Raw genomic sequence first — 26,969 nt, forward strand, 5'->3', positions numbered from 1 at the left:
GACGTTCGGCCCACACAGCCGATCCGCGCTTCGCTTCTGCAACGCCGTTCTTCGCGGGTGAACCTATTCTCGAGGTGACAGCTCCGATCGCCCAGGAACTGGTCGAGACCTACCTGCTCAATCAGGTGAGCGTGCAGACAACCCTCGCTACCAAGGCTGCGCCCTACCTCGACAGCGCCGCCCGCTGCTCGAACCGGTCATGCGCGCGGGCCGCCGCGCGCCGTTCGGCGGGAAAGGTCGAAGACCGCTCGGGGGCCGCGGCCGCCACGACGTAGGGCGCTCGAACCGCATCCGCAATCGCGGGGCCGGGTCACCGTCCCGAGGTCGAAGTCCTGTGGGATACGTCTCCGGAGTGACGCCGGATACCTCAACGGCTACCAGGGTCCGAAGGGTCGACGGCTTGTGTTCGGCGGGGCCGTCCCATTCGCTCGCCGCCGTGACCGTGCCGCGGCAGGTGGTGAATCCGATGATGCGGCAGCTGTTCGGTTTCCAGGGTGGATGTGGCGCAACACGGTGGTGCGGGAATTCGCCTACCGACTGCGTAGGCACAACGACGGACAGTGCTGCGCGGGTAGACCGCTCACCGGGTTCTACGGCCTCGACCTATACAGCATGCACCCGCTCCATGAGGCGTGTGATCTCCTACTGGAGACGCTCGGCGCGGACCGTCCCCGCGGTCGATCGTGGCCAGAGGACCCGATATTCGGTGACCTTCGGCCGTCACATATGGCGTCCGCTCGCACGATGCTGGATCAGAAGGAATCGGGCGCAGCCAGCCGAAAGGTTTCGATCGTCATGGCCGAACTCACGGGCAGAAGCGCCGTCGTCACCGGCGGCGCGCGCGGTATCGGCGCCGCTGTCGTAGCCGCCCTGGCGAAGGAGCGCCTCTCGGTCGTCGCCGGCGATCTGGTCGAGTCGCAGGGCAACGCGCTGGCCGAATCGCTGGGCCCGAAGGTGATCTTCCGCCGCCCGCGAGCTGGGACGCGCGAACATTCGCGGGTGTTCGATACATCCCGGCCCGATCCGCACGCCGATGACCGCGGCGATGGACGAATCCGTCGTCGCCAACCAGCCGCTGGATCGCTTCGGCCAGCCGGAGGAGGTCGCCGCGATGGTGCGCTTCCTGGTCTCCGAGGCCACCTACTCTGAGAGGCAAGCGATGACGAGAACACACCCTGATCAGGAGACTCTTCGGTCCGCGTTGGCTTTGGCATCGCGGGCGCCATCGGTGCACAACACCCAGCCGTGGCTGTGGCGAGTCGGGCACGAGACCCTGCACCTGTACGCCGACGAAAGCCGCAGGCTGCCACACACGGACCCGGATGGACGCGACCTGCTGCTGAGTTGCGGTGCGGCATTGGACCATCTGCGAGTCGCGGCCCGTGCCGAGGGGTGGGAGGCGACGATCCATCGGCTGCCGAATCCGGCAACGCCCGAGCATCTCGCCTCGGTGGAATTCCGGCCAACCACTTGCAGCTCCGAGGATATCGAGTTGGCGCGCGCCATCAGCAGGCGAAGCACCGACCGCCGCCGTTTCAGCTCCTGGGAGGTGCCCGCCGCGCATCTCGAGGCAGTCATCGCCGCCGGCGCATCGACCGGAGTGCTCGTGCGCGACGTCGATGCCGAACCGGCGCGGACCGAATTGCTGCGCGCATTCGAACGGGCCGCATCGCAACACGCCCACGACGACTCCTACGGTGCCGAACTCGCCCAGTGGAGCGGCACGCACGCGGCACCGCAAGGTGTGCCGGCGCGCAATGCGGTGGTGACCGGGTCGGATCCGACGGCGCGTCGGTTCCCGCATCCGGGATTGCCACAGGCTGTGGTGCGCGATATCGACGCCGATGACCGGATGCTGCTGCTGAGCACGAGCAGCGACGACCGGTTGTCGCGGTTGCGGGCCGGCGAGGCCACGAGCGCGGTGCTGCTGACCGCCACGAGACTGGGGCTGGCGACGTGCCCGCTGACCGAGCCCATGGAACTGACCGACACCAGGAGGCGCATTCGTACCAACATCCTCGACGACACCGGGTTCCCGCAGATCATCATCCGGGTCGGATGGGCGGTGCCGAGTGCTGAGCCGGTGCCGGTCACTCCGCGCCGCCCGCTCGACGAGGTGGTGGGTCCACTGGATTCCTCGGGTTCGTGACGGGAATGCCTCGGGGGAGTAGCCCGCACCGTCGTGCTCGGATGCGGCGACTGACCCGGCCGATCGGTACGGACATCGAATGGCGGAACCCTGGGACCGAGGAGAACACGATGGCCGACAGCTCGACCGCACGCACCGGACCTACCGATCAGCCGATCCTCGTCGCCGTCGACGGTTCGGCTATTTCCAGGCCTGATCGACAGGTCCCGAAGGCTCGGGACTCTGGTCGTCGGCAGCCGCGGGCTCGGCGCGATCCGGCGCGAGTTGCTCGGCTCGGTGAGCACGGCGGTGACCAGGCACGCTTACTGCCCGGTCGCGATCGTTCACTCGACTTCGGCCACCGACGCTGTTTCCTCGGAAAAGCCGGTCCTGGTCGGGGTGGATGGCACATCCCGTGATCAGCCGGCTCATAACTCACCATCCGGGCCGGAAGCCGCGCCGCCACGACGCCGAGTGTTGGCGCCATGTTGATGCACCCGCACGATCGTCGACTCGACCGAGACCACCCAATCCAAGTTCCGGTCGCGTCCGCTGACGTGGCCGCTTCCATACCGTCTGCCACTGACCGAACTCTTCTGGCAGGTCCCGCCACGGCATACCGGTCCGCAACCGGAACAACATCCCCTCCACCGCCAGGCGTTTGTTGCAGAAGTTACGGCCCACCCGGCCATCGGATTTCGGTAACAGCAGTTCGAGCAGTTCCCACTGGCTGTCCGTCAGAACCTGATGCCGATCACCGACGGTCGCCGCCACGGCGAACATGATGCCCGACCCGACGACCTATCGGAGGAGAACCGGACACTCGATTGGGAGACATGGCCTAGGTCCCGGATCGCATAGCAGGTGGTCCCTGGTCGGGCAGCCGTGACGGGACAACCGCCTCTGGACGTGACTTGTCGGTTGGTTCAGGCTGTAGGTGTGGACAAGGGTGCCCCGCTGCCGCAGATCGATGCGCGCCGCCACGACGCGGTGATCTTCGACATGGACGGCGTGGTGACCGACAGCGCGCCGATCCACGCAGCGGCCTGGACGGAATTGTTCGACGCCTTCTTGAACCACCGTCCCGCCGGGGCCGGGCAAGACCGCTCACCGTTCACCGAAGCCGACTACCTGCGTTACGTCGACGGCAAACCCCGATATCAGGGTGTCGCGGACTTTCTCGCCGCCCGGGGGATCGCACTGCCTTGGGGGAATTCCTCCGATCCGGAAACGGCCGAGACCATTTGCGGACTCGGCAACCGGAAGGATCGCCTTTTCCGCGAGCGGCTCACGCGGGACGGCGTGCGGGTGTTCGAATCGACCGTCGCGCTGGTCAGGCGGCTCGATGCCGCGGGAATACACACCGGCGTCTTCACCGCCAGCCGCCACTGCGCGGAACTTCTCGCGGCGGCTGGTATCGGCGACCTGTTCACCGTGCGCGTAGACGGTATCGAGGCCGAAAAGCTCGGTCTGCCAGGCAAACCCGATCCAGCCATGCTGCTCGAAGCAGCCCGCAGGCTGGACGCCGACCCGGACCGCACGGTGGTCGTCGAGGACGCCGAGGCGGGCGTCGCCGCGGGCCGCGCCGGAGGTTTCGCGCTGGTGATCGGTGTCGACCGGCATGAGAGCGCCGACCGGCTGTCGTCGCGAGGGGCGGACATCGTGGTCGGCGACCTCGCCGAGGTGCGGCTGCGGGAAGGCTTCCGCCGAATGTCGGAGCTGCCCGATGCGATCGAGGGCTGGTCGTGCGTCACGGGCCGGCTGCGCGGCGCAAAGCCCGCCGTATTGCTGGATTTCGATGGCACCTTGGCCGAGATCGTCGCCGATCCGGCTGCCGCGAAGCCCGTCGAGGGTGTGGCGGCGATGCTTGCGGAGCTGTCCGCCCTGTGTCCCGTCGCGGTGATCAGTGGACGCGACCTCACCGATCTACGCAACCGCGTCGGTGTCGACGGAATCTGGTACGCGGGCAGCCACGGCTTCGACCTGATGGCCCCGGATGGGACTCGTCATGCGCACGACGCGGTGCCGGGTGCGGAGCAGGCGCTCGCTCGGGCGGCGGGCGAACTGCGACAGCGGCTGCGGGATGTCGCAGGTGTTCTCGTCGAGCACAAGCGATTCGCGGTCGCCGTACACCATCGCAATGTCGCGGCCGGGAAGGTCCGTGGGGTGGTCGCCGCCGTGCACGACGTCGGCCATGTGGCCGGCTTACGTGTGACACACGGCAGGCGCGTCACCGAATTGCGACCGGATGTGGACTGGGACAAGGGCACCGCACTGCGCTGGATACTGCGGCATCTCACGCACCCGGTGTTGCCGATCTACTTGGGCGACGACCTGACCGACGAAGACGCCTTCGACGCCGTCGAGTCCGATGGCATCGCGATCGTGGTACACCATGCCGAGTCCGGCGACCGGCACACCGCGGCTGGATTCGCGGTCACCGGGCCGCGCGAGGTCCGCGGCTTTCTCGAGCGGCTGGCAGAGTTGTTGCGTGGCAAGGTCGCAGCGGCGCCGGAATCGTGGACGCTCACTTTCGACGGCTATGACCCGCCGCGCGAGAAGCTCCGCGAGTCGCTGTGCACGGTGGGCAACGGTTACTTCGCCACGCGCGGCGCGGCACCGGAGTCGGTGGCCGGTGCGGTCCACTATCCAGGTACCTATATCGCCGGGGTGTACAACCGGCTCACCGACGAGATCGACGGGCACGCGGTCGACAACGAAAGCCTGGTGAACCTGCCGAACTGGTTGCCGGTGACCTTCCGAATCGACGACGGCGACTGGGTGGATCCCGACGCCACCGAACTGTTGTCGTATCAGCAGCAATTCGATTTGCGTCGCGCCGAACTCGTACGGCGGTTCCGGGTCCGCGACGCCGAGGGCCGGGTCACCGAGGTGCGGCAGCGCCGCTTCGCCGCCATGCACCGGCCCCATCTGGGTGCGCTGGAAACGATGGTCACGGCCGAGAACTGGTCGGGCGCTGTGACCATCCGCTCGGCGATCGACGGCAACGTGCGAAACAACCTGGTCGAGCGCTATCGCGAATTGTCCGACACGCACCTGAGAACCGAGCGGGCGGTAGCGTCCGACGATTCGGTTCTCCTCGCGGTGCGCACCAGCGCATCCGATCTGTCGGTGGCGATCGCGACGCGCAGCATTCTGCGGCATGACGGGCAACCGGTGCGGTCTCCCCGGAAACTGGTCGACCGAGACGGACTGATCGGGCACGATTACACCGTCGGCATCGCCGTCGGCGGGTCGGTGACCTTGGAGAAGGTCGTCGCCGTCTGCTCCGGACGCGATCACGCGAGCGCGGGCGCCGTGGCGGACGCCACCCGCTGGCTCGCGACAACGAGCGGCTACAAGGAGCTGTTCGAGGGGCACGTCGTGGCATGGGAACACCTCTGGGCACGGCTGCGGATCGACCTCGAAGGCAGCGTGAACGCGGCGCGCATCGTGCGCCTGCATCTGTTGCACCTGGTGCAGACGCTGTCGCCCCACTCCACGGATCTCGATGTCGGCGTCCCTGCGCGCGGACTGCACGGCGAGGCATATCGCGGACACGTGTTCTGGGACGAACTGTTCGTCCTCCCCGTGCTGAGCCCCCGCTTCTCGAACGTGACCCGCTCGCTGCTGCGCTACCGCTACCGCCGGCTGCCCGAAGCCCGCCGGGCCGCCGCCGAGGCCGGATTGGCGGGGGCGATGTTCCCGTGGCAGTCCGGCAGCGATGGCCGGGAGGAGAGTCAGCGGCTGCACCTCAATCCGCTGTCGGGTCGGTGGAATCCCGATTCCAGCCAGCGCGCGCACCACATCGGCATCGCGATCGCCTACAGCGTCTGGCAGTACTACCAGGCAACCGGCGACCTCGAGTTCCTTGTCGAATACGGCGCCGAGCTACTGGTGGACATCGCCCGCTTCTGGTCCAGTCTGGCCACCTTCGACGCGGCGCGCGGCCGCTACATCATTCGCGGTGTCATCGGTCCGGACGAGTTTCATTCCGGATATCCGAATGCGCCACACGCGGGAATCGACAACAACGCCTACACCAATGTCATGGCGGCCTGGGTGATCCTTCGGGCACGCGACGCGCTCGCCATCCTGGCTCCACGCGAAGAATCGGAACTGCTCGAGAAGCTCGCTGTGCGACCATGGGAGCCGCGGCACTGGCAGGACGTCGCCGCCCGCATGTACGTTCCGTTCCACGACGGGGTCATCAGCCAGTTCGAGGGCTACGAGCGGCTGGCCGAGTTGGATTGGGAGAACTACCGCCGCCGCTACGGCGACATCCACCGGCTGGACCGGATTCTCGAGGCGGAGGGTGACGACGTCAATCGCTACCGGGCGGCGAAACAAGCCGACGTGCTGATGCTGTTCTATCTGCTCTCCGCCGACGAACTACGGGAGCTACTCGGTCGTCTCGGATACGAGTTGCCGGGGGAGATGATTCCACGCACCATCGACTACTACCTGTCGCGGACCGCGCACGGCTCGACGCTGAGTGCGGTGGTGCACACCTGGGTGCTGGCAAGGGCCAACCGAGATCGTGCGGCCGAGTTCTTCGAGCTCGTGCTCGAATCCGACGTCGCCGACATCCAGGGCGGCACCACCGCGGAGGGCATTCACCTCGGCGCGATGGCGGGCAGCGTCGACCTGCTGCAGCGCTGCTTCACCGGACTGGAGATCCGCCACGATCGCCTGATCTTCTGCCCGAGCTGGCCCGAATCACTGGGCGCGCTCGCTTTCCCGATGATCTATCGCGGCCACCGGCTCGCCGTGCGAGTCAGCGGCGATGGCGTCGAGGTCAGCTCCGATCCGGGCACATCGCCGCCGATCGACATCGTTTGCCGGGACCAAGTCGCGCGATTGACACCCGGCGGGACGGTGCGGCTGATGTTCTCGACACTCGGATCGGCAAATTGATTCAGCGCGGGGACGCTCGCCGATCAATATGCCACGGAACCTGCTCCCGGCTACGCATGGTGCTGGATGCGGTCCAGCTCGGTGAACGCCATGCGGCAGCCCCAAGCATGGGCTCGGCCGAGCTCGCCGGGAACCAACGGCCCGGTTGTGCCCTCGACGAGGAAATCCACCGGCTGATCGGCGAGGGAGTAGCCCAAGTGTCGCAACCGTTTTGCGATACCGCTGGCGGCCGACCCCGGAAACCAGGGCGGTTTGGCGATCTTGGTACCGAACGCCAAGGCACGGTGGCCCGCCGCCACCGGTAGTGCGGCTTCGAGCCATTCCCGCACGCCGATGTCGATAGCGATCGGCTCGTCGGTGAGCCTCGCGGCGTCGCGGCGCGTCAGCTGACGGCTGAGACCCAGCGCGTGGGTGGGTCCGCCGACTACGAGCAGGTCTACCGTTGGCGGGGGCACTTCACCCGCCGCCATCACGTTCACCACTTCCACTTCGGCATGGTCACGCAACCCCTGTGCGATGGCGTCGGCGACCATCGCGGTGTTGCCGAACATCGACTCGTAGACAACTCGTGCACGCATGGCGGCTCCTCTGCGCTGCGCACCGTGAACCCGGAGTAGCGACGATGTTAGTGCGTGAACGAGGAGGCGCACAGAGTCGAACCGACTCTCCAGGCGGGACCTTCGCCCTGTCATCGAGGCGCTCCGTGCAGCAAACCCGGCATGCGGGGTCCTATGGCCATCCTGTCGATGACCTTCGTCTGTGCCGATCGACCCGCCGGACGCGCGATCTTCGAAGCCGAGGGCACGACGAGGTGAACGGCAATGATGTACTTTCATGGAGACGGGGCACAGTGGTGGTTGCCCGCTTCCACAGTCTTGCTCAGCGTCCCGCTGTGGGTGGCTGTGGCGATCGCGCTCGTGGCCGTGCGCAGACCCGAGCGTTCGGAGGATGTCAGGACCGACCGCCCGCCACGCCTGTCACCGGAAGTGCTACTCGCCGAACGGTTCGCCAAGCGGTGCTGCATCCTGCCCTCGCGCCGCGGGCAAAGCCCATCGACCCGCGCGCTGAGCTGTGAACGTGGCGTGGCGGGGAAGACGCGAGCAGTGCTGAAGGAAGCAGAGCCGAGGTTGGGCTGGTTCACTTCCGATACCGACTTGTCGGCGCCGCCCGTCGCAATTCCCGTAGAACGGCTTCGGCCGCGAGTGGGACGGCGGCCGCGACCGGCTCGGACAGGCCGACTCCTGAGTCGAGGCACGCGACGTCGACGGCTATGACGACGAGCTCGCCGGGCAGCCGGCCGAGAGCACGGCCGAGCAGCAGCGCGTCCTGGATACCGAGACTGTGGGAAGAGGCGGCACCGGGCCGCGGCAGCACGTCGACGCCGATGCTACGAACCCGTCCGGCGACCGCCGGTTCTGAGCGTATGGCGTCGACCACGACGGCTAGCTCCACACCGGTCCAGATTTCGAGCAGACTCGTGGGTTCGCCATCCGACACCGTGACGGAAACACCTGGGATGCCGAGGGTTTCGAGCCGTTGCGCGACGGCCGGGCCGACCCCGTCGTCACCGCGGTATTCGTTGCCGACGCCGATGATCACGGCCCATGGCTCGCTCATCGGCGCACCACGTCTATGTCGAGGAAGTGCGCCGAGCAGGAGATGCACGGATCGTAGTTGCGGATTGCGCGTTCGCACACCGCGGCCAGCGCGTCGTCGTCGAGGTCGAGATTGCCCGAGACGACCCGCCGCAGATCATCTTCCATCACCGCCTGGTTCTGGGATGTCGGCGGGATGATCGTGGCCGAGCGCACGACTCCGTGATCGTCGATCTCGTACCGGTGGTAGAGCAGTCCGCGAGGCGCTTCGCTCACGCCGTGGCCGATGCCGGGGCTGGGCTCGACGGGAACCACAGGGCGGGAGGGGCGTTCGTAGCGGTCGATGAGGGTGAGCGCCTCCTCGATGGCGTAGACGACTTCGACCGCTCGCACCAGGATGCTGCGGTAGGGGTTGCGGCATTCGGCGCCGAGGCCGATCTCGGCCGCGACCTGTCGCGCGATCGGTGACAGTCGGCGGTGATTCAGCGTGTATCGAGCCAGTGGCCCGGTGAGATATCGCGCACCGTTGAGCATCGCGTGCAAGGCGGTGGAGTGCGGAACCTGGTGTTCTCGCACGTGATCGGTGAAATCGTTTGCGGCGAAGCGAAGCCCGGTGCTGGTGTGCACCTCGCCGTTGTCGATGGCGTACCGGTCCGGATCGGTCGCGGCCAGCAGTTCGCATTCGAGTTCCAGCTCGGGGAAGTCGAGTTTCGCGGCCCAGCGTGCGGTGTTCACCGCGTAATCTCGTGCACGACTCAGTAGTTCGATCACGGCGGCGAATTCGGTGCGCGCGGGAACCGCGTAGAAGCCGCCGAGCCGGACGTTGACGGGGTGGATGGCCCGGCCGCCGAGAAGTTCGAGTAGCGCGTTGCCCGCTTTCTTCATCGCCAGCCCCTGCTCGACGAGTTCGCGGTGCTCGGCGGCGAGCGTGATCGCGTCCGGATATCCGAGGAAATCTGGGATGTGCAGCAGAAAGATATGCAGAGAGTGACTGGAAATCCATTCACCGCAGTACAACAGCCTGCGCAGGTCGGCGAGGGGCCGGTCCAACTCCGCGCCGCAGATCTGCTCGAGTGCGTTGCAGGCGCTGGTCTGGTAGGCCACCGGACAGATTCCGCAAATTCGGGAGGTGATATCGGGTGGCTCGGTGTAGGCGCGGCCGCGCAGAAAGGCCTCGAAGAACCGTGGTGGTTCGTAGATGTTCAACTCCGCGCTGTCGACGTGCCCGTCCGTGACGACAACGCGCAGCGCACCCTCGCCTTCGACGCGGGCCAGCGTGTCGACTCGCAGCTGCCTACGCTCACTCATCGCCGTTCCTGTTCGCGAAGTCCGGCGCGGCTGCGGCGTAGGTGGCGAAAACGCGATCTATCTCGTCGGTGTCCATGCCGTTGACGCGCAGGATAGGAAGCAGTGCATGGATATTCGGGTTCGCCATCGGGCCGAAGCAGCCGAAGCAGCCGCGATGGTACGCCGGGCACAGGGCGCCACATCCCGCTTGCGTGACCGGGCCCAGGCAGGGAATTCCCTCGGCGACCATCACACAGGTGGTGCCGCGGCGTTTGCACTCGGTGCAGACGCTGGTATTCGGGATGTCGGGCGCGCGGCCGGCCAGGAACGCGCACAGGGTGTCGAGTAGTTGGCGCCGGTCGATCGGGCAGCCGCGCAGCTCGAAGTCCACCGGGACGTGCGCCGAGATCGGGGTGGAGGTGCCCAGGGTGGCGATGTACTCCGGGCTGGCGTAGACCACCGACGTGAACTCGGTAACGTCGGCGAAATTGCGCAGCGCCTGGATACCGCCGTGCGTGGCGCACGCACCGATGGCGACCAGAATCCGGGATTGCTCGCGGATCTCGACGATCCGGCGCCGCTCGTCCTCTGTGGTGATCGAGCCCTCGACCAGTGAAACGTCGTATGGGCCCGGCTCCATGGTGCTGGAAGCTTCCGCGAAGTGGGTGATGCGTACCCGGCCCGCGAGCGCGAGCAGTTCGTCCTCACAGTCGAGCAAGGTGAGCTGGCAACCGTCGCAGGAGGTGAACTTCCATACCGCGAGTGTCGGTGTCGTCGTCATAGTTCTCGCACCGCCAATAGAGGTTCGGCCGTCGCGTAGTCGACGATGGGTCCGTCCCGGCACAGCAGTAACGTGCCGAGTTGGCAGTGACCACATCGCCCGACGCCGCACTGCATGTTGCGTTCCAGCGACAGTTGGATGTCGGCAGCGGGAATGCCTTTGCGTTGCAAGGCTTGTGCGCAGAAGCGCATCATCGGCTCCGGGCCGCAGAGCAGCGCTGTGGTGTGGCCGGGCTCCACGGTAAGGTGGGCCAGTGGCTCGGTGACGAAGCCGATTCGGCCCTTCCAGTCCGGTTCTGGATGGTCGACGGTCTGGTGGAGTTCGATCGCACCGGTCGACGGCCACAGCTCCTGGTCGTGGCGGAACAGTATGTCCGCCGGGGTTCGGGCCCCGCTGATCAGCACGACTCGCTGGTAGTCGGCGCGGGCCGCGAGCGCGCCGAGCACGGCCGACCGCAGCGGCGCCAATCCGACGCCCCCGCCGACGATGACGAGGTCACCTCCGACCGCGGACGCCAGATCCCAGCCGGTGCCGAACGGCCCGCGGACACCGATCAAGCCGCCGACACCGGTGTCGTGCAGGGCGCCGCTGACCGCACCGACCGCCCGGATCGTGTGTTCGAGAATGCCGTCACCGGCGGCGGGGTCCCCGCTGATCGAGATCGCGACCTCGCCCACCCCGAAGCTGTAGAGCATCATGAATTGCCCGGCCCGAAACCGTTGCGCCGCATCCCGCACCGGCTCCATGCGTAGGGTCACCGTGTCGGAGGTCTGCACGGTGCGGCCGACGACTCGGTAGGGCAGCATCGTGTCGCCGTGTGGCCCCACGCGGGTCTGGGTGTCTACGCTCATCGGTCACCTCGCCCGGCCGGGATGCGGGGTAGACGGGTGGTGCACGTCTCGGCGGGGTTGCGGTAGAGGTCGAGCAACCGCGCCCGGGTGGCTTGCAGGCGTTCCAGTAGCGCCTCGAACAGCATCAAGGTCAGCGCGTGGCCGAATCGCGGGTCCTGGTCGGAGAGCTCGGTGAGAACCCGGGCATCGAACTCGATGGCCTCCACTGGTTCGGCGGTCACCGCGCCGAAATGCCATCGGTAGGGCGGTACCAGCCATGACCAGCCGAGCACGTCGCCGTCGTGGAGTGTTTGGAGGATGACGATATCGCGTCCAGGCACCTGCGCGTCCAGCAGAACCCGGCCGCGGCGGATCAGCCAGCATCGGTCGGCGGGCAGGCCCTCTCGGATGATCCGATGTCCGGAGGGAAAGACCACGTCACGGCCGGCGCGGGCCAGTGTGCGCAGCTGGTCTTCGCTCAGTGCCGCCAGCCGCCCGAATGTGGACAGTTCGTCACCGGTGGGCATTGTCGGTTTCCTCGGCCAGTTCGGCCAGCCGGGCGACCTCCGCGGTCAAGTCGATCTCGGCCGGGCACCAAGCGATGCACCGTCCACAGCCGACGCAGCCCGAGCTGCCGAATTGTTCGTGCCAGGTGCTGAGTTTGTGGCTGATCCACTGCCGGTAACGGCTTTCGCCGGATTGCCGCACGCTGCCGCCGTGCTGGTAGGAGAAGTCCAGTTCGAAGCACGACGACCAGTGCTCCCAACGCTCGGCATGGTCGCCGGTGAGATCGGTGACGTCCTCGGTAGTGGTGCAGAAACACGTGGGGCACACCATCGTGCAATTTCCGCAGGTGAAGCAGCGGCTCGCTACGTCCTCCCAATGCGGAGACTCCCGGGAGTCGCGGAGCAGAGCACGGATGTCCACCTCGGGCATCGAGCGGCCCATCCGGCCCGCTGCGGCCGACACGTCCGCGCGGGCGTCCGTGACCTCCGCCGCGTCCGCCGGACGTGCGGCGAGGTCGGCGAGGACCTCGGCGCCGTCCGCGCTGGCTACCTCGACCAAGAATCGGTGCCCCTGCGCGTCGATGCGCTCGGTGAGCGCGAGATCGTATCCGGCCGAGACGCCTGGCCCGGTTCCCATCGACGCGCAGAAGCACACACCACCTGGCTCTGTACAGTTCACGGCGACGACGAAGAGGTCTTTCCGGCGGGCGGTGAACGACGCGTCCGGGTGCGCCCCGTCGCCGAGTACTCGCCCGAGGATCGCGATCGAGGTGAGATCGCAGCCGCGGACGCCGAGAAGCGCGGAGCGGACCGGAGTGTCCGCGACGGGCTCCATCTCGAGATCGGGCCCGAATTCCGCGATCTTGCGACGTGGCGGATGCAGGAACTGCTTCCAGGATCCGGGACCGGCGGAATGCGCGAATACCGCCTCGTCGTCACGGCGGTGCAGCCGATATCGGCCCGGTGCGGTCTCCACGCCCCATCCAGCGGGCAGCTGCGCACCGGAGTCCAGTTCATCGAGGACGATCGCGTTGTCGCGCACCTGCGGACCGATGACGCGATACCCCCGCTCGCGTAGCACGTCCACCAGACGATCCAGACCAGCGCGATCGATCACCATGGTGTCATCAGACATCGTCGAACCCTTTGTTCGGTCGGGGTCAGCCCTCCGCTACGAAGTCTTGTTCAGTACGAGTTCGGCCGGGAGGGACCAAGGTCCCGAATAACGATGGCTCATGGCATCGGGTCTGGCCGGGACGCTTGCGTCTACGCGAAGCCTCCGGCAACGGGCTGCGCCTGCACGACGCGACCCTGACACTGCCCGAGATCAGCTGGCTCCAGCTCACCCACGCCGAACTGGCCTACCTCTCAGCTTGCTCCACCGCCCACCGCGGCGTCCAGCACGTCGACGAAGCCCTGCGCCCCGCCTCCGCCTTCCAACTGGCCGGATTCCGGCACGTCATCGCCAGCCTCCAGCCCCTTGCCCGATCACGCCGCCGCGACCGCCACCACCACCTCAATCAGCTGCCGAGCGTTTCGCGCAGATCGCCGCCGATTTCGGGATCAGCGAATCGTGCGTGGCGAACTGGATCAAGCAAGCCGACGTCGAGGATGGCATCAAGCCCGGAACCACCGCGAGCGAGAACGCCGAGCTGCGCGAAGCCCGGAAGCGGATCCGGGTCCTCTCGATCGCCGCCAGCAGATGGCGTCGCGGACCGCGTGGCGGATCTGTTCGACCAACAGATGGTGGAGCAGTTTCGGTGAGAAGCGCGGCTCCGAGTACAGCCGTTCAGGTCCATCGGTCCATGACGACCTCGTCGAGCGGACGCTCACCGCTTGTTCACCAAATAGGTTGTGGCTCAAAGACATTACCGAACATCACACGAGTGAAGAGAAGATCTACCTGTGCGCGGTGAAGGACGTGTTCTCGAACCGGATCGTGGGCTACTCGATCGACTCGAGGATGAAAGCGCGCCTCGCCGTTGAGGCGCTGGGCTCGGCTGCGGCCCGACGCCGCACGGCCGGCGCTCGCGGCGCGGGCCGAACGGATCGATCCGTCCGTCGGCACCACCGCGTTCATCGAGGAAGACCGCCACGGCAAGGTCTTCCTCGATTCCACCCGGGGCAGGCGGAGCCACCGTCATCGCGGCGTACAGCCCGCGCATCCGCCCCGGCGCCCAGTGTCGTTTCCGTTGCGCTGGAACGATATCGACGATGTCACCCCGGCTGATTTCACGCTGCGTAGTGTGCCGAACCTGCTCGGTGGCACTGATCCGTGGACTACGGAGATGCCCGCACCGCAAGCGCTTCCGGCCGACCTGGTCGCCGAGGGGCACACCATTCCGATCGCTCGCGAGGCGATGCATGAGGGAATCGGCGGGCTCGGGCGCGGCGCGCCACCGACTAGGGTCTGCCGACCGCACGCGGTGCGGTGGCGGGGTCGGCACGCTATATCTGTGTCATGAATTTGTCTCAGCTGAGTACGGCGATCGAAGCTGCTGTCGCCGTTCATCTCAACGAACTCGGCCGAGCGCAGGGGTTGCTGCCGTTGAATTGGTTCGTCGCGCCGTCGGTGACGAGCGACGAGGACATGGAAGCGGTGCTGTCTGTCGAAGGGCAGGCCGGTAGTCACCTTCCGCAGCACCCGGGTCGGGTGGTCGATCAATGGGCCGGTGCTCTCGGGCTGCGCCCGGTGTACCCACCGTCGCCCGGAGTGCACGCGGTGGAAGGGACCCTCGAACCGCAGCCCGGTGAGTACCGGTTCGAGATCCGGATCTGGGGCGTCATCGACCCTGCCGCGCTGCACGCGCAACGGGATTGGGGACGCTGGCAGGGGCAGTGAACGCACGCCGACGGCCCGATGACCGCCGGGAGGTCATCGGGCCGTTCGCGTGGTGACTACTTGGCGAGGGAGGCGACGCCTGCCTGGGCGAACTTCTCGTCCAGATCGCCGCTGGGGGCGCCCGCCACGCCGATGCCCGCGATCGGGGCGCCGTTGGCCTTGACGGGGGCGCCGCCGCCGAGGAACAGGGTGCCGTCGATGTCGGCCAGGTGCGGGGCGGACTCGAGGCGCTTGGTCAGCTCGGTGGTCGGGGCGTTCCAGGAGACGGCGGTGAAGGCCTTTTGCTGGGCGGCGTCGTAGGACTGCGGGCCCGCGCCGTCGCCGCGCAGGGTGACGATGACATTGCCGTTGCGGTCGACGACCGCGACACTGACCCGCTGGTTCTCCTTGGCCGCCGCGTCGAGGGCGGTCTGCGCGGCCTTGGTTGCGGCGGCGATCGACAGGTGCGTGCTCTGGGTCAGGTTGGCATCGGCGGCATCGGCCACGATCGGGGTGCGGGTGGCCGGGTCGGGGTTCTGCGCCTGCACCGTCACCACACCGACGACGCCCGCGGCGATCACACCGGCGGTGGCGCCGGCGACGATGAGGCGGTTGCGGGTGCTGGACTTGGTGGTCATGGCTGCTCCTGATCGGATCCTCGGCCTGCCGGCGGTGTGCCGTGGCCTGTTGATATCCATCCTGTTCGTCCGGCGGCCGCGGCGAATCGACGAAGTGGCTGTAGTCCGCGGCCGGATCGGGCGACACCGGGGTCAACCGATCGGTTGACCCGGGACAGCCGGTCAGCGGGGGAGAATTGGGGAGTTTGCCCACCAGGACGTGGACGGGAGGTACGCGGTGCGCAACACACTCGGCGACCAGAGCGACGATACGCGGCTGCTCGCCGTCATCGTCTACAGCACGTTCTACGTGCTGCTCGCCGCGTCGCTCCTGCGCTGGCTGATCCGGCACAGCGAGACTCGCTCGACGCCGCTGGTCGTCACCCTCGCTCTGCTGCTCGCGGTGCTGTACGCGATGAGCGAGTTGCGGCATTCGCATCGGGTGGTGTGGTTCGCGCTGCTGGTGGCGACCTGGTCGGTGCTGGTGGTGCTGGCGCCGAGCTTCGCCTGGTGCGCGGTGCCGCTGGTGTACACCGGACTGCGGATTCTGTCGGTGCGGGTCGCGGTGACGTTGGTCGTCGTGCTCACCGCGCTCGTGGTGTTCAGTCAGGTGCGCATAGCCGGGTGGCTGGATCCGAATCTGGTGCTCGCCCCGCCCGCGGTCGCCGCGGTGACGACGGTGTTGTTCGTCGGCATGCGCCGTCAGACCGAGCAGCAGGCCGCGCTCATCGACGACCTCGTGCGCACCAGGCAGGAACTGGCCGAGACCGAACGGCGCGAAGGCACGCTCGCCGAACGCGAACGCCTCGCCATGGAAATCCACGACACTCTCGCCCAGGGGTTGTCGAGCCAGCGCATGCTGCTGCAGGCCGCCGACCTGGTGTGGGACACCGACCCCGCGCTGGCCCGTACCCATCTGCGCTCGGCGGCCGAGATCGCCGAACGTGACCTGACCGAGGCGCGTCGCTTCGTTCACGATCTCGCGCCCGCCGACCTCGCGGCGGGTGGTTCGCTCGCCGCCGCGCTGAGCGCCCTGGCGGAACGGGAGACCTCCGACACGTTGACGGTGCGTTGTCATCTGGAAGGCACCCCGGGACCGCTGCCGCAGCGAGTCGAGGCGACCTTGCTGCGCGTTGCTCAAGGTGCGCTCGCCAACGTTCGCGAACATGCGGGTGCGACGACCGCGATCATGACGCTGACCAGCCTCGACGACCAGATCGTCCTCGATGTGGCCGACGACGGGCGCGGGTTCGATCCCGATGATCTGGATGAGCCGGCCGAGCATCGGGGGCACGGGTTGCCCGCGATCCGGGCGAGAGTGCGCCAGCTCGGGGGTACCTGCGCGATCGAATCGGCGCCGGGGGACGGCACGGTGTTGTCGGTAGCGATCCCGCTGGCCATGGGCTGAGCCCCGGCTACGCCGCGGCAGCCGTCCGATGCCGGGGCGACCAGGTAGCCGTGAGGGGTGCCGTAGCCGGAAGCAATTCCGTAGCCCGGCGGAACGTCACCTGCGCTGATCCTTGCGCGTTGGTGACGCCGACCGGAGCGGTCGCGCGATTGTCGTCCCGCGCGATGACGCGAGTGCGGGCTTCGGCGACGCCGAACGGCACGGTCACGGGCGTGCGCGCGTCGGCGAAGACGACCATGCGCAATACGAGGAACCGCCCGATTCCGGCCAGGCCCGACGCCGACAGATACACGATCTGCTCGGCAAGGGCGCCGGGTGCTGTCTGCACGGTGAACAGCATGAACATCGCCGCACTGGTCACCGCGTAGGCGGCCGCCGCCGATCCGGCCGACTGCAGGTGCTCACGCCACCCCGGCAGCGCGCGTCCGCCGAAGGTGATCAGCGCGTGTAGCACCGTGCCGAGGAGCGTCGAGGCGATCGTGACGACCGCGTTCGCGACCGCCCACGGCATGACCCCGGCCAGCTGCGCCACCGCCACGCTCGACGCGAGCCCGAGACCCCCGCCGCAGACCACGAACCGCGCGAACGCCGCGAGCGGGCCGGGTGCGCTGTCCGCTCGCTGCTCGCCCCGCTCGTTTCGCACGTTGTTCGCCATGTCGAACACTGTACGGCTACCGCACACTGTGCGCAATGAGGAACGCTGTGCCGCGGAAGGGCGCGCGCTAGCATCGGCACTTGTGAATCCCGCCGTGCGTCTGCTGGTCTGCGACGATCACGCGGTGGTCCGCGCCGGACTGCACGCACTGCTGTCGAGCGCGCCCGATATCGAGGTGATCGGGGAGGCGGCCGACGGCCCGGCCGCGGTCTCGCTCGCGGCGACCCTGCGCCCGGATGTGGTGCTGATGGATCTGCAGCTGGGTAGTGAGATGGACGGTGTCGAGGCGACCCGGCGGATCACCGCCCAGCCCGCGCCGGCCCCGCACGTCCTGGTCCTCACCACCTACGACACCGACGCCGACATCACCCGCGCCATCGAAGCGGGCGCCACCGGCTATCTGCTCAAGGCCGAGCGGCCCGAGGAACTGTTCGCCGCCATCCACGCCGCCGCGAGCGGGCAGACCGCGCTGTCCGCGCCGGTCGCGGCCAAGGTGATGGCCAAGATGCGCAATCCCGGTCCCACCCTCACCGCCCGCGAACGCGACATCCTCGGCCAGCTCGCCCAGGGTCTCGGCAATCGCGAGATCGCCCGCGCGCTGCACATCAGCGAGGCCACGGTGAAGACGCATCTGGGCCGGATCTACGACAAGCTCGGCGTCGACACCCGCGCGGCGGCCGTCGCGGTGGCCACGGAGAAGCGGCTGCTCGCCTGAGCTGTCTGTCACGCTGCGGGCCGAACGTGTTCGTTCCGCGACTTGCACCCGCCCCGCTTGAACTCAGGCCGGAATCAGAGTGGCCGCCCCGAACGACACGTGAAAGCGGGCGCACCAGATACTCACCGACTTGATTGTCGACAGATCCGTCCCTGCGGGCAGTTCGTAGTTCTGATTCCCCTCGTTGCCCTTGAGGGCGCCCAGGTCGACGTGCGTGCCGTCGTCGAAGTTGTGCCAGTCGTCCCTGATCACCGGCTGATCGGTGAGCCAGACGCGTAGCGCGGGTCCGTCGGAGGTGCGCAGATCGGTGATCCGCAGAACGAGGGTGCCCTCCGGCGTGCGCTGCAACTGCACCGAACCGCTCGTGTCGTGCTCGTGCGAGAGGAACTCGCCGGTCGCGATCATCGTCAGTGGCGCACCGCCGACCGCGGAGATCGGCGCTTCGTCGACGGTCGTCGTCGTGAACAATCGCCACGGCTGGAACAGATACAGCCCGACCGCGAGCGCGGCCACGAGGCCCACCGCCAGCACACTCAGAACGGTCCGGCGGGTACGACGCTGTGCCATGGTTTCTCACCTATCTCGCGCGCTACACGCACGGTACTGACTCTGCGCGATTTTCGAGCGGACCACGCACCGCTGAGTCCAACTGTGTTCGCGCTGCGCCCTCGGGCGTGACATCGCGGACGTAACGTCACGCTCGGCGTGTCATCCATTCGAGGAGGCCGAACGACCATGGCGACCTATGACGACCTGTCGGCACTGTTCATCAACTGCACGCTCGAGCGCTCGCCCGAGCAGAGCAATACGCAGGGCCTCATCGACGTCAGCGCGCACATCATGGCCGAGAACGGGGTGGCCGTCTCGCACATCCGCGCGGTCGACCACGACATCGCCACCGGCGTCTGGCCGGACATGACCGAGCGGCTGGGCCACCGACGCGTGGCCCGCGCTGCAGGAACAGGTGATGGCCGCCGACATCCTGGTGATCGCGGGACCGATCTGGCTCGGTGACAACAGTTCGGTCACCAAGCGGGTGATCGAACGCCTCTACGGCAACTCGCACCTGCTCAACGCGGCCGGTCAGTACGCCTACTACGGCAAGGTCGGCGGCTGCGTGATCACCGGCAACGAGGACGGGCTCAAGCACTGCGCGATGAACATCCTGTACAGCCTCCAGCACCTCGGTTACACCATTCCGCCGCAGGCCGACGCGGGCTGGATCGGCGAGGCGGGGCCTGGTCCGTCCTACCTCGATCCCGGTTCGGGCGGCCCGGACAACGACTTCACCAACCGCAACACCACCTTCATGACCTGGAATCTCCTGCGTCTGGCCAGGATGTTGCGCGATGCGAACGGCATCCCCGCGCACGGCAACCAGCGCTCGGCATGGGACGCGGGCTGCCGTTTCGGCTTCGAGAACCCTGACTATCGCTGACCCCGCCGGGCCGGTCGATGCCCGAATTGCCGGGACCGAAACGTGACCCGCGCCTCTATAACCGAGTGATCCCGGCCACATTACGGTGGTATAACGACAGCAATGTGATTACGGATTTGTCACGGACGACCTGCGGGGAACACTGTTCCTTTGGTCAATGGCTGCTACAGACGCCCTCGTGATCGGGGCGTGATCTCAGCTCGCATTCCGGCTACATTCGGTCACGGCTTGAACAACAACCCGAGCCGAATCGAATCGCAGAACACCGGAAAGCCTGCCCCGCGATTCGAGGATCCCCGACATTCCTGAGGGGCAGGGACGCGGTAGTTTCCATCACCGAGCCGGTGGGCGCAGGCAGGAAATCATATGTCTTTCAATCGCAAGTTCACCACTCGTGCCCTTGGTTTCGCCGCTGTCGCCGGTGCGATGATCGCCGTTCCGGCCGGTCTGACCACCGCTACCGCTTCGGCGAACAACTGGGACGCCGTGGCGCAGTGCGAGAGCACGGGCAACTGGAACATCAACACCGGTAACGGCTACTACGGCGGCCTGCAGTTCTCGCAGAGCACCTGGGAGGCCTACGGTGGCACCGGCACCGCCGATCAGGCGAGCCGCGAGGAGCAGATCCGCGTCGCCGAGAACGTGCTGGCCGCGCAGGGTCCCGGCGCCTGGCCGGTGTGCAGCGCCTACCTGTAAAGCGCGCTGTAGTTAGACTTTCCTTGTCGGGAAACGGAATACCCGCTATTCGATGCACACGTCGAATAGCGGGTTTTTTCGTTGTTTTTCAATTTCGGATGAGCAGCACGATTCCCGCCGTGATCAGCGCGAGCGCAATAGCCGCCAAGCCGTAGCTGAGTTTGTAGTTGCGCAGCCCGGGGACGAACCGGTCGAGGGCGAAACCGCCTGCGCCGGTGAGCGCCAGGCTGGTCGCGGCCACCGCCAGGATCACCTCGTACTCGACGCCCTTGGGTGCGAAGAAGCTGCCCCATTTCACCGACATCGCGTTGAGCATCGTGCCCAGGATCGCCGCCGCTGCCAGCGGGGTGAACAGTCCGAGAATCAGGCCGACGCCCCCGAGGGTTTCGCTCAGTGCGAGCACTACCGCGAAGGACTCGGCCATCGGATAGCCGCTCGCGGCCACGAACTTCTCGGTGCCGGACAAGCCGGCGCCGTCGAACCAGCCGAACAGTTTCTGGGTGCCGTGCGCGGCCATGGTCGCGCCGACGCCGAGACGCAGGACCAGCAGTCCCGCATCCGTGGGTGTGGTCGTTGTTGTCGTCGTCATGGCGAATCCTTTCCGTTGCCGGTGCGCAGGTAGGCGGGCCGCCGATCCAGTGTAGAGAGCGAAAGTCACAGGTCAGGGCGCGGCGAGGTCGCCGACGGCCGACCGGTCAGGCCTGCTGCTCCTCGCCGGGCCGCTGCGCCGAGTCGAGCCGGTGCACGGTGAGCGCGGCGGCCAGCATCCGGGAATCCGTGGGGTCGGCCGGGTCGAGCCCGGTGAGATCGGCGATCCGGCGCAGCCGGTAGGTGAAGGTGTTCGGGTGCACGTGAATGCGGCGTGAGGCCGTCTTGCGGTCGGCACCGTGGCGCAGGTGCGCTTCCAAGGCCTCGACCAGGTGCGGACTACCGAGCAGCGGAATCACCCGTTGCGCCAGGCGTTCGCGCGCCGGGCCTGGCCGGGTGAGCTGGTACTCGAGCAGCAGGTCGTCGAGGCGGTAGCAGCCGCCCGGCCTGCCGCGCAGCCGCGCCAGCTCGGTCAGCTCGGCCGCGTCCTTCGCCGCGGCCGGGATGCCGTCGCGGCTGACACCGGAGAATTCGGCCAGATACACCGTCACCCCGAACTGCTCGGCCAGCCGTGCGGCGAGATTGTCGAAGCGCTGCGCGTCGAGGACATCGGTCTCGGAACTGTTGCTCAGCAACGCGATACCGTTCGCGCCGTCGAAGGTGGCCGGGGTGGTGGTGCCGGTGAGTTCGTCCAATGCGCGCTGCAGCACCCTGATCCGTCGCCGGGTCACCAGGTTGGCGGCACTGCCGGTGCGGGCGGCCTCGCTGAGGTGGATCGCGAGGACCGTGTACTGGTCGGCCAGGACGGTGTCGGCGCGCGCGGCTAGTTCCTCGGCGGGCAGGCCGCGCACCAGGGCCGAACACAATTCCCGCCTCGCCTCGCGCTCGGCGTGGTAGATCGACTGCTCGACCTCGGTGTAGGTCTCGACGACGGTCATATTGATGTGACGCAACAGGTCGAGCAGCCTGCTGCCGACCAGGACCAGTTCGTTCATCTGCGACGGCTCGGTCAGCGCGAACGCCTCGGCCAGCACCGATTGCGCCGATCCGTGGATCGCGCCGATCAGCATCGGCAGCGGCAGCCGGTCCTCGGCGTGCCGCTCGGCGACGGGCGCGACGAAGGCGGCCACCTCGGCCTGGGTGAAGTCGCGGTTGGCGGCGATCGCCTCGAGGACGGCCCGTCCGCACGCGTAGATGGTCGGCAGGACCTCGGCGGTGAAGTGGCCGGGGGGCAGTTCGGCGGGCGCGGTGGCGCCGAGGCCTTCGGCGAGCATGCGCTCGGCGATCTGGGGCCAGCGCGTCAGGAGGCGAGCGGTCAAAGCGGGTGGTGCGGAAACGGGGTGTTCGGCGAGCATGACCCGATTGTGTCCGAGGACAGGCCGCATGGGGGCACTCCCATCGAAAACGCACAGAACTTGGTTTCCGCGCCAAGCTCCCGCGCGTTTTATCGGTACACGGTGCAGTGACATCGATGTGGCGCCGGTCATAGATTCGCAGAGCGCGTCCGAGCCACCGTTGGCCGGCGCGGTTCTACGGAAGTGACCCACCATGATTGCAACGACGCATCCACTGCGCCGCACCCTGTGCGGACTCGGCATCGCCGCGGGCCTGACCGCGGCCTCGGTTCTGGGGGGCGGCCCGGCCGCCGCGGAACCCGCGCTGGAACCGACCATCGCCTCGCTGGCCGGCTACCTGGACGCCACTATGACGACGGCGGCCGACGGCCGTCGCCCCACCGCCATCGCCGACACCGGCAGCGCCTCGGGCAGCAGCTCGGGTTCGGCGGGCAGTCGTTCCTCCGACGCGGTCGGCGAGGGCCCCGAGATGTCGGCCTACCTGCCCGCTTTCGCCTACGGACTGCTCCACCCCGATGCCGCGCCGCCCGGCGCCAACCGCTGGGACTGCAAGCCGACCGCGCAGCATCCGCGCCCGGTCGTGCTGCTGCACGGCACCTGGCTCAACGCCTACGACACCTTCTCCTACCTGTCGCCGCGCCTGGCGAAGGCCGGGTACTGCGTGTTCACCCTGAACTTCGGCAAATCCGCGCTGCTCGAGGGCGGCGGACTCGGCGCCGTACTGCCGGGCCGCTACGGCGTGGGCCCGATGGCCGACTCCTCGCGCCAGGTCGCCGCGTTCATCGAGCGCGTGCGCGCGGCCACCGGATCCGACCAGGTCGACATCGTCGGCCACTCCCAGGGCGGCACCATCGCCAATCACTACCTGAAGCTCGAAGGCGGCCAGGGCAAGGTCGGCAAGCTGGTCAGCTTCGGCGCCACCCACCACGGCACCTCGCTGCTCGGCCTCGCCACCCTCGGCCGCATGATCAACAACGCCGGCATCGACATCCTCGGCTTCTACCGGCCGATCATCGGCGCGGCCAATGTCGAGCAGGCCATCGGCTCGTCGTTCTACACCACCCTCAACGCCACCGGTGACACCGTGCCCGGCGTCGACTACACGGTCGTCGGATCCCGCTACGACGAGGTGATGAATCCCCTCGACCTCGCCTTCCTGCGGCCCGGGCCGGACGCGACGGTGGCGAACATCGCCCTGCAGGACGGCTGTGAGCAGGACGTTTCCGACCACCTGACCATGATGTATTCGCCGCGCGCCACCTCGATCGCGCTGCGTGCCCTCGATCCGGAAGGCAGTCCCACCTTGGCTTGCACGTTCAACCCCTGGTTCTTCGGTGGCGGCGGCAGCCTATGACCATCGACGCCCCGGCGCTGACGATCTGGAGCACCGCGCCGCTGCTACCGCCCGACGACCCGTTCTACGCCGCGCCGCCGGACGTCGAGTCGCTCGCGCCGGGGGCGGTGGTGCGGACGCGCCCGGTGGAACTGGCGCTGTTCGGGCTGGTGCGGCAGCAAATCGCGGCCTGGCAGCTGCTGTACCGCACCTGCGATCTCGACGGCGAGCCCGAGCTGGCGGTCACCACGGTGCTGCTGCCGTGGGGCGCCGACCCGGCGCGTCCGCGTCCGCTGGTCTCCTTCCAGTGCGCCATCGACGCCGTCGCGCCCCAATGCTTTCCGTCCTACGCTCTGCGGCACGGCGCGAAGACCACCGGTTCCATCGCGCCGCTCGAGCTGCCGATCATCGCCATGGCGTTGCGGCAGGGCTGGGCGGTGTCGGTGCCCGATCACGAAGGTCTCGGCGGCCGGTTCGGCGCGGCGCGTGAGCCCGGGTACCGGGCGCTGGACGGGATCAGGGCCGCGCTCGGCTTCGCCCCGCTCGGCCTCACCCCGACGACTCCGGTTGCGCTGTGGGGGTATTCGGGCGGCGGTCTGGCGACGGCGTGGGCCGCGGAACTGGCGGCCGAGTACGCGCCGGAGCTGACCATCGTCGGCGCGGCGGCCGGGTCGCCGGTCGGTGACCCGGCGGCCGCGTTCGTCCGCCTCAACGGTGGCTGGTTCGCCGGGTTCCCCGCGGCCTTCGTCGCCGGTCTGCGCCGCGCCTACCCGGAACTCGACGCGGTCCTGCACGACCACCTCGATGCCCGCTACCGCGGCCTGCTCGGCGAGGCAGAACAGCGCACCACCTTCGCCCTGCTGTGGCGCTTCGCCCGCCGCGACGTCGCCCGGCATCTGCGCGGTGACATGGCCGGGCTGCTGGCCGAGCCCGCGCTGCGCCGCATCCTCACCGACATCGAACCCGGCACCCGCGCCCCGGCCGCGCCGATGCTGGTGGTGCAGGGCGTGCGCGACGAGGTGATCGCGGTCGCCGACATCGACGCCCATGTCCAGCGCTACCGGGCCGCGGGCGCCGTCGTCGAGTACCTGCGGGTGCTCCGCGGCTCCCATCTGCCGCTGGAGTTCCTCATGGTTCCGGTCGTGCTCGCCTGGCTCGCCGATCGTTTCGCCGGTCGTCCGGCGTCGTCGGGGACCACGACGGTCGCCTCCGTCGCCCGCACCACCGCGGCCCTCCGCGCGCACCTCGACTTCCTCGGCCTGGTCGCTCTGATGGTGGGCGGCCGACCCGTCCGCGGCGTGGAGAAATAGGTGAAACCATATGTCCCGTTATTTTCCGTGATCGGTGCCCCTATTTCTCGGGGCATCGGAAATTCGGACTTATCGGATGGCGCAACATGACTCTCACAGGGTTCTCATATTCCCCTCAGAAACATGCGGTATTTGGGACATAACCGCAGGTGGTAATAGGTTTGCTGGATCTATTGTTACGGCGGTCACGAATTCCGTAATTCCGTAACTCGCGGCGTTCGGGTGTCGATACGCCCTCTGTAAGCCAGCTCCGGCTGGGCCTATGCGAGAAACAGAGGAATTATTATGATCCCCGTTATCATCGACACCGGTAGCGCCGCCCTGAACGGCCTCTTCGACACCCTCGGCGCCGCTGTGCACGGCCTGGTCAACACCCTGTGGACCGGCTCCTTCGGCGGCTGATCAAGCCTCATGGGTCGATGAAACGACCGGGTCCGCCCTGACGCGTGACCGACGAGAAGGCCCCGCACCTGTCCAGGTGTGGGGCCTTCCCTCGTCTGCGGGTTCAGTGCGTGTGCGGAGCGTGCCCGGCCGACACGTGCTTGGGGCCGTGCGCCTCCGCGCAGTGGTTGTCGTCGTGCGCCGTCCCGATTCCGATGACCTGCGGCCGGGCATGGTCGACTTGCAGGGTGACGTGCTCGATGTGGTGCTCGTGGTCGAGCATGTGCGCGATGTCCTCGCGGACCGCGTGGCAGTCGTGCCCCGGCCGCACCAACACGTGGGCCGAGAGGGCGGGGGAGCCGGAGGTGATCTCCCAGATGTGCAGGTCGTGCACCTCGGTCACGCCGTCGCGGGCGGCCATGTCGCGACCGACCTGCTCGGGGTCGAGGTAGTCGGGGGCGGCTTCGAGGAAGATGCGGCTCGACGCGCGGATCAGCCCGATGCCCGCCTTGATCATCAGCGCGACCACGATCAACGTGGCGACCACGTCGGCCTGCACCCACCCGGTGAGGATGATGACAAGGCCCGCCGCCGCGGTCGCGATGAAGGCGAACAGGTCGTTGAGGATGTGCTGGTAGGCGCCCTCGACGTTGAGGCTGGTCCGGTCGGCCCGGCTGATCATCCAGGTCGCCAGCACATTGACCACGATGCCGATCAGTGCGGTGACCAGCACCAGCGTGCCGTGCACCTCCGGCGGCTCGAACAGCCTGCGGATCGCCTCGTAGCCGAGCCACAGTGCCAGCAGCAGCAGGGTCAGTCCGTTGGCCTGGGCCGAGAGGATCTCCACCCGCTTCCAGCCGAACGTCATCCGGCCGGTCGCCGGGCGCGCCGCGAGCCGGATGGCCATCAGCGCCAGCACGATGGAGGCGGCGTCGGTGGTCATGTGCGCCGCGTCGGAGAGCAGGGCCAGCGAATCGGCCACGATGCCGACGATCACCTCGCCGATCAGGAAGGTGACGATCACCGCCAGCGCGCCGGCCAGCCAGCGCTTGTCGCTGTCGGCCGACACCCCGTGATCGTGTCCATGTCCTGCGCCCATCGCGTTCACCTCTCCGTGCGGTCCGATCGGTCGCAATCATATGCACACATCGCTATGTGTGCAATTCGTTCTTGATCTTCAGCCTAAGTCTCCTCGCCCGGCCACTCGTCGTCGACGACCACCCTGGCTGTCGCGTACTGGGCGGCGATCACCCCGCAGGGATATGTCGGCCAATACGACACCGCGCCCGTCGCCTTGTCGATGACGTGCACCGAACCGCCGACCGGCAGCGGCCGGTCCGACGGTGCGTGCAACGGCCGCACGGCGAGAACCACGAAACCGTCGGTGAATTCGACGATGTGACGGTCGGTGTCCGGGATCGGGGGCAGGTGGTCGGCCGCGATGCGGGTGGCCTCGGCCCGGTCGACCGGCGTCTGCGCGTCGGTCGGATATGCATGGATGTCCACGTTTTTCGCTCCTCGCCGCGATTGTCGTCGCCCGGGACCGGTTGTGTCGAGGGTTGGCACAGATGCCGGAAAAAGGGCGAGCCCGGTGGCCCTGCTCCCCCC

At 67.8% G+C, this 26,969-nt stretch carries 27 protein-coding genes and 4 pseudogenes; 15 read left to right on the top strand and 16 right to left on the bottom strand.

The features are described from left to right. Positions 1 to 74: 74 nt before the first annotated feature. Both IEY60_RS35655 and IEY60_RS35660 read left to right on the top strand, forming a co-directional pair. The gene (locus tag IEY60_RS35655) at positions 75 to 275 is read left to right on the top strand and encodes a hypothetical protein (protein WP_229739723.1); all 201 of its coding nucleotides are present in this window, start codon (positions 75 to 77) and stop codon (positions 273 to 275) included. A 127-nt stretch (positions 276 to 402) separates the two neighbouring features. Continuing rightward, positions 403 to 615: pseudogene (locus IEY60_RS35660) on the top strand (erythromycin esterase family protein); the annotation flags it as partial. 105 nt (positions 616 to 720) lie between these two features. On the opposite strand, the gene IEY60_RS35665 reads toward IEY60_RS35660, so the two are convergent. Then, positions 721 to 1,068 carry a hypothetical protein gene (locus IEY60_RS35665; protein WP_229739780.1) on the bottom strand — a complete coding sequence of 116 codons (348 nt, stop codon included), beginning with the start codon at positions 1,066 to 1,068 and terminating at the stop codon, positions 721 to 723. On the opposite strand from IEY60_RS35665, the gene IEY60_RS12115 reads away from it, so the two are divergent. Further along, positions 1,022 to 2,149: an Acg family FMN-binding oxidoreductase gene (locus IEY60_RS12115; RefSeq protein ID WP_229739777.1), complete on the top strand. Its 1,128-nt coding sequence runs from the start codon at positions 1,022 to 1,024 to the stop codon at positions 2,147 to 2,149. The two genes, IEY60_RS35665 and IEY60_RS12115, sit on opposite strands and share 47 nt — an antisense overlap. A gap of 222 nt (positions 2,150 to 2,371) precedes the next feature. Beyond that, positions 2,372 to 2,620, top strand: a complete 249-nt coding sequence (locus tag IEY60_RS35670) for a universal stress protein (RefSeq protein ID WP_268241470.1) — start codon at positions 2,372 to 2,374, stop codon at positions 2,618 to 2,620. Here the strand turns inward: IEY60_RS35670 and IEY60_RS12125 are convergent. Further along, complete coding sequence (locus IEY60_RS12125) at positions 2,564 to 2,902, bottom strand: transposase (RefSeq protein WP_189027078.1); 339 nt, start codon at positions 2,900 to 2,902, stop codon at positions 2,564 to 2,566. The genes IEY60_RS35670 and IEY60_RS12125 overlap by 57 nt on opposite strands. A gap of 165 nt (positions 2,903 to 3,067) precedes the next feature. Here IEY60_RS12125 and otsB point away from each other — a divergent pair, with 165 nt between their 5' ends. Further along, positions 3,068 to 7,045, top strand: coding sequence for a trehalose-phosphatase (gene otsB / locus IEY60_RS12130; RefSeq protein WP_268241468.1), 3,978 nt, complete (start codon positions 3,068 to 3,070; stop codon positions 7,043 to 7,045). Positions 7,046 to 7,095: 50 nt separating this feature from the next. On the opposite strand, the gene IEY60_RS12135 is transcribed toward otsB, so the two are convergent. The 7 genes from IEY60_RS12135 to IEY60_RS12165 all read right to left on the bottom strand — a co-directional run bounded on the left by IEY60_RS12135 (position 7,096) and on the right by IEY60_RS12165 (position 13,179). Beyond that, positions 7,096 to 7,623, bottom strand: a complete 528-nt coding sequence (locus IEY60_RS12135) for a flavodoxin domain-containing protein (RefSeq protein ID WP_189027080.1) — start codon at positions 7,621 to 7,623, stop codon at positions 7,096 to 7,098. A gap of 559 nt (positions 7,624 to 8,182) precedes the next feature. Next, positions 8,183 to 8,662 carry a hydrogenase maturation protease gene (locus IEY60_RS12140; RefSeq protein ID WP_189027082.1) on the bottom strand — a complete coding sequence of 160 codons (480 nt, stop codon included), beginning with the start codon at positions 8,660 to 8,662 and terminating at the stop codon, positions 8,183 to 8,185. Then, the gene (locus tag IEY60_RS12145; RefSeq protein WP_189027083.1) at positions 8,659 to 9,948 is read right to left on the bottom strand and encodes a Ni/Fe hydrogenase subunit alpha; all 1,290 of its coding nucleotides are present in this window, start codon (positions 9,946 to 9,948) and stop codon (positions 8,659 to 8,661) included. The genes IEY60_RS12140 and IEY60_RS12145 overlap by 4 nt, the downstream gene beginning before the upstream one ends. Then, complete coding sequence (locus IEY60_RS12150; protein ID WP_189027085.1) at positions 9,941 to 10,708, bottom strand: NADH-quinone oxidoreductase subunit B family protein; 768 nt, start codon at positions 10,706 to 10,708, stop codon at positions 9,941 to 9,943. Before IEY60_RS12150 ends, IEY60_RS12145 begins: the two co-directional genes overlap by 8 nt. Further along, positions 10,705 to 11,559 carry an FAD/NAD(P)-binding protein gene (locus tag IEY60_RS12155; protein WP_189027087.1) on the bottom strand — a complete coding sequence of 285 codons (855 nt, stop codon included), beginning with the start codon at positions 11,557 to 11,559 and terminating at the stop codon, positions 10,705 to 10,707. The genes IEY60_RS12150 and IEY60_RS12155 overlap by 4 nt, the downstream gene beginning before the upstream one ends. Continuing rightward, positions 11,556 to 12,065, bottom strand: a complete 510-nt coding sequence (locus IEY60_RS12160; protein ID WP_189027089.1) for a Crp/Fnr family transcriptional regulator — start codon at positions 12,063 to 12,065, stop codon at positions 11,556 to 11,558. Before IEY60_RS12160 ends, IEY60_RS12155 begins: the two co-directional genes overlap by 4 nt. After that, complete coding sequence (locus tag IEY60_RS12165) at positions 12,052 to 13,179, bottom strand: 4Fe-4S dicluster domain-containing protein (RefSeq protein ID WP_189027091.1); 1,128 nt, start codon at positions 13,177 to 13,179, stop codon at positions 12,052 to 12,054. Before IEY60_RS12165 ends, IEY60_RS12160 begins: the two co-directional genes overlap by 14 nt. 125 nt (positions 13,180 to 13,304) lie before the next feature. Between IEY60_RS12165 and IEY60_RS36465 the strand changes: the two genes are divergently transcribed. From IEY60_RS36465 to IEY60_RS12185, 4 genes and pseudogenes are all read left to right on the top strand, one after another. Further along, on the top strand, positions 13,305 to 13,808 hold the full coding sequence (locus IEY60_RS36465) for a CHAT domain-containing protein (RefSeq protein WP_373291694.1): 504 nt from the start codon (positions 13,305 to 13,307) through the stop codon (positions 13,806 to 13,808). Beyond that, positions 13,768 to 14,061: pseudogene (locus tag IEY60_RS12180) on the top strand (DDE-type integrase/transposase/recombinase); the annotation flags it as partial. The gene IEY60_RS36465 and the pseudogene IEY60_RS12180, both read left to right, overlap by 41 nt. Then, complete coding sequence (gene ligD, locus IEY60_RS35675) at positions 14,027 to 14,509, top strand: non-homologous end-joining DNA ligase LigD (protein ID WP_373291695.1); 483 nt, start codon at positions 14,027 to 14,029, stop codon at positions 14,507 to 14,509. The pseudogene IEY60_RS12180 and the gene ligD, both read left to right, overlap by 35 nt. Continuing rightward, complete coding sequence (locus IEY60_RS12185) at positions 14,506 to 14,886, top strand: hypothetical protein (protein ID WP_189027093.1); 381 nt, start codon at positions 14,506 to 14,508, stop codon at positions 14,884 to 14,886. The genes ligD and IEY60_RS12185 overlap by 4 nt, the downstream gene beginning before the upstream one ends. Before the next feature lie 56 nt (positions 14,887 to 14,942). Here the strand turns inward: IEY60_RS12185 and IEY60_RS12190 are convergent, their stop codons facing one another. Then, positions 14,943 to 15,503: a GlcG/HbpS family heme-binding protein gene (locus IEY60_RS12190; protein WP_189027095.1), complete on the bottom strand. Its 561-nt coding sequence runs from the start codon at positions 15,501 to 15,503 to the stop codon at positions 14,943 to 14,945. A gap of 217 nt (positions 15,504 to 15,720) precedes the next feature. On the opposite strand from IEY60_RS12190, the gene IEY60_RS12195 reads away from it, so the two are divergent. Continuing rightward, entirely contained in the window at positions 15,721 to 16,890 is a 1,170-nt protein-coding gene (locus IEY60_RS12195) for a sensor histidine kinase (protein ID WP_189027097.1), read from the top strand. Positions 16,891 to 16,897: 7 nt separating this feature from the next. Here the strand turns inward: IEY60_RS12195 and IEY60_RS12200 are convergent, their stop codons facing one another. Next, positions 16,898 to 17,545, bottom strand: coding sequence for a GtrA domain-containing protein (locus tag IEY60_RS12200; RefSeq protein WP_189027100.1), 648 nt, complete (start codon positions 17,543 to 17,545; stop codon positions 16,898 to 16,900). 82 nt (positions 17,546 to 17,627) lie between these two features. On the opposite strand from IEY60_RS12200, the gene IEY60_RS12205 reads away from it, so the two are divergent. Continuing rightward, positions 17,628 to 18,260 carry a response regulator gene (locus IEY60_RS12205; protein WP_189027102.1) on the top strand — a complete coding sequence of 211 codons (633 nt, stop codon included), beginning with the start codon at positions 17,628 to 17,630 and terminating at the stop codon, positions 18,258 to 18,260. Between the two features lie 63 nt (positions 18,261 to 18,323). On the opposite strand, the gene IEY60_RS12210 is transcribed toward IEY60_RS12205, so the two are convergent. Continuing rightward, a complete protein-coding gene (locus tag IEY60_RS12210; protein ID WP_189027104.1) occupies positions 18,324 to 18,827 on the bottom strand; it encodes a DM13 domain-containing protein in 504 nt (167 codons plus the stop codon). Positions 18,828 to 18,995: 168 nt separating this feature from the next. On the opposite strand from IEY60_RS12210, the pseudogene IEY60_RS12215 reads away from it, so the two are divergent. Then, positions 18,996 to 19,698: pseudogene (locus IEY60_RS12215) on the top strand (flavodoxin family protein). Positions 19,699 to 20,064: 366 nt separating this feature from the next. Next, positions 20,065 to 20,391, top strand: a pseudogene (locus IEY60_RS12220) (transglycosylase family protein); the annotation flags it as partial. 91 nt (positions 20,392 to 20,482) lie between these two features. On the opposite strand, the gene IEY60_RS12225 reads toward IEY60_RS12220, so the two are convergent. Further along, positions 20,483 to 20,983 (bottom strand): DoxX family protein, encoded by a 501-nt coding sequence (locus IEY60_RS12225; RefSeq protein ID WP_189027109.1) that lies wholly within the window; start codon positions 20,981 to 20,983, stop codon positions 20,483 to 20,485. Between the two features lie 106 nt (positions 20,984 to 21,089). Then, on the bottom strand, positions 21,090 to 22,337 hold the full coding sequence (locus IEY60_RS12230) for a PucR family transcriptional regulator (protein WP_189027111.1): 1,248 nt from the start codon (positions 22,335 to 22,337) through the stop codon (positions 21,090 to 21,092). A 193-nt stretch (positions 22,338 to 22,530) separates the two neighbouring features. Here IEY60_RS12230 and IEY60_RS12235 point away from each other — a divergent pair, with 193 nt between their 5' ends. Both IEY60_RS12235 and IEY60_RS12240 read left to right on the top strand, forming a co-directional pair. After that, a complete protein-coding gene (locus tag IEY60_RS12235; protein WP_189027113.1) occupies positions 22,531 to 23,691 on the top strand; it encodes an esterase/lipase family protein in 1,161 nt (386 codons plus the stop codon). Beyond that, positions 23,688 to 24,980 (top strand): lipase family protein, encoded by a 1,293-nt coding sequence (locus IEY60_RS12240; protein WP_189027116.1) that lies wholly within the window; start codon positions 23,688 to 23,690, stop codon positions 24,978 to 24,980. Before IEY60_RS12235 ends, IEY60_RS12240 begins: the two co-directional genes overlap by 4 nt. Before the next feature lie 505 nt (positions 24,981 to 25,485). Here IEY60_RS12240 and IEY60_RS12245 read toward each other — a convergent pair. Both IEY60_RS12245 and IEY60_RS12250 read right to left on the bottom strand, forming a co-directional pair. After that, a complete protein-coding gene (locus IEY60_RS12245) occupies positions 25,486 to 26,460 on the bottom strand; it encodes a cation diffusion facilitator family transporter (RefSeq protein ID WP_189027118.1) in 975 nt (324 codons plus the stop codon). A gap of 83 nt (positions 26,461 to 26,543) precedes the next feature. Beyond that, on the bottom strand, positions 26,544 to 26,867 hold the full coding sequence (locus tag IEY60_RS12250) for an SUKH-4 family immunity protein (protein ID WP_189027120.1): 324 nt from the start codon (positions 26,865 to 26,867) through the stop codon (positions 26,544 to 26,546). Positions 26,868 to 26,969: the final 102 nt, after the last annotated feature.

Source organism: Nocardia rhizosphaerihabitans, from assembly GCF_014646295.1.
Taxonomy (GTDB): Bacteria; Actinomycetota; Actinomycetes; order Mycobacteriales; family Mycobacteriaceae; genus Nocardia; species Nocardia rhizosphaerihabitans.

Excerpts from the sequence above, each read along its gene's own strand:
- IEY60_RS12135 (WP_189027080.1), bottom strand. The coding sequence starts at position 7,623 with ATGCGTGCACGAGTTGTCTACGAGTCGATGTTCGGCAACACCGCGATG.
- IEY60_RS12140 (WP_189027082.1), bottom strand. The coding sequence starts at position 8,662 with ATGAGCGAGCCATGGGCCGTGATCATCGGCGTCGGCAACGAATACCGC.
- IEY60_RS12145 (WP_189027083.1), bottom strand. The coding sequence starts at position 9,948 with ATGAGTGAGCGTAGGCAGCTGCGAGTCGACACGCTGGCCCGCGTCGAA.
- IEY60_RS12150 (WP_189027085.1), bottom strand. The coding sequence starts at position 10,708 with ATGACGACGACACCGACACTCGCGGTATGGAAGTTCACCTCCTGCGAC.
- IEY60_RS12155 (WP_189027087.1), bottom strand. The coding sequence starts at position 11,559 with ATGAGCGTAGACACCCAGACCCGCGTGGGGCCACACGGCGACACGATG.
- IEY60_RS12160 (WP_189027089.1), bottom strand. The coding sequence starts at position 12,065 with ATGCCCACCGGTGACGAACTGTCCACATTCGGGCGGCTGGCGGCACTG.
- IEY60_RS12165 (WP_189027091.1), bottom strand. The coding sequence starts at position 13,179 with ATGTCTGATGACACCATGGTGATCGATCGCGCTGGTCTGGATCGTCTG.
- IEY60_RS12185 (WP_189027093.1), top strand. The coding sequence starts at position 14,506 with ATGAATTTGTCTCAGCTGAGTACGGCGATCGAAGCTGCTGTCGCCGTT.
- IEY60_RS12190 (WP_189027095.1), bottom strand. The coding sequence starts at position 15,503 with ATGACCACCAAGTCCAGCACCCGCAACCGCCTCATCGTCGCCGGCGCC.
- IEY60_RS12200 (WP_189027100.1), bottom strand. The coding sequence starts at position 17,545 with ATGGCGAACAACGTGCGAAACGAGCGGGGCGAGCAGCGAGCGGACAGC.
- IEY60_RS12210 (WP_189027104.1), bottom strand. The coding sequence starts at position 18,827 with ATGGCACAGCGTCGTACCCGCCGGACCGTTCTGAGTGTGCTGGCGGTG.
- IEY60_RS12225 (WP_189027109.1), bottom strand. The coding sequence starts at position 20,983 with ATGACGACGACAACAACGACCACACCCACGGATGCGGGACTGCTGGTC.
- IEY60_RS12230 (WP_189027111.1), bottom strand. The coding sequence starts at position 22,337 with ATGCTCGCCGAACACCCCGTTTCCGCACCACCCGCTTTGACCGCTCGC.
- IEY60_RS12235 (WP_189027113.1), top strand. The coding sequence starts at position 22,531 with ATGATTGCAACGACGCATCCACTGCGCCGCACCCTGTGCGGACTCGGC.
- IEY60_RS12240 (WP_189027116.1), top strand. The coding sequence starts at position 23,688 with ATGACCATCGACGCCCCGGCGCTGACGATCTGGAGCACCGCGCCGCTG.
- IEY60_RS12245 (WP_189027118.1), bottom strand. The coding sequence starts at position 26,460 with ATGGGCGCAGGACATGGACACGATCACGGGGTGTCGGCCGACAGCGAC.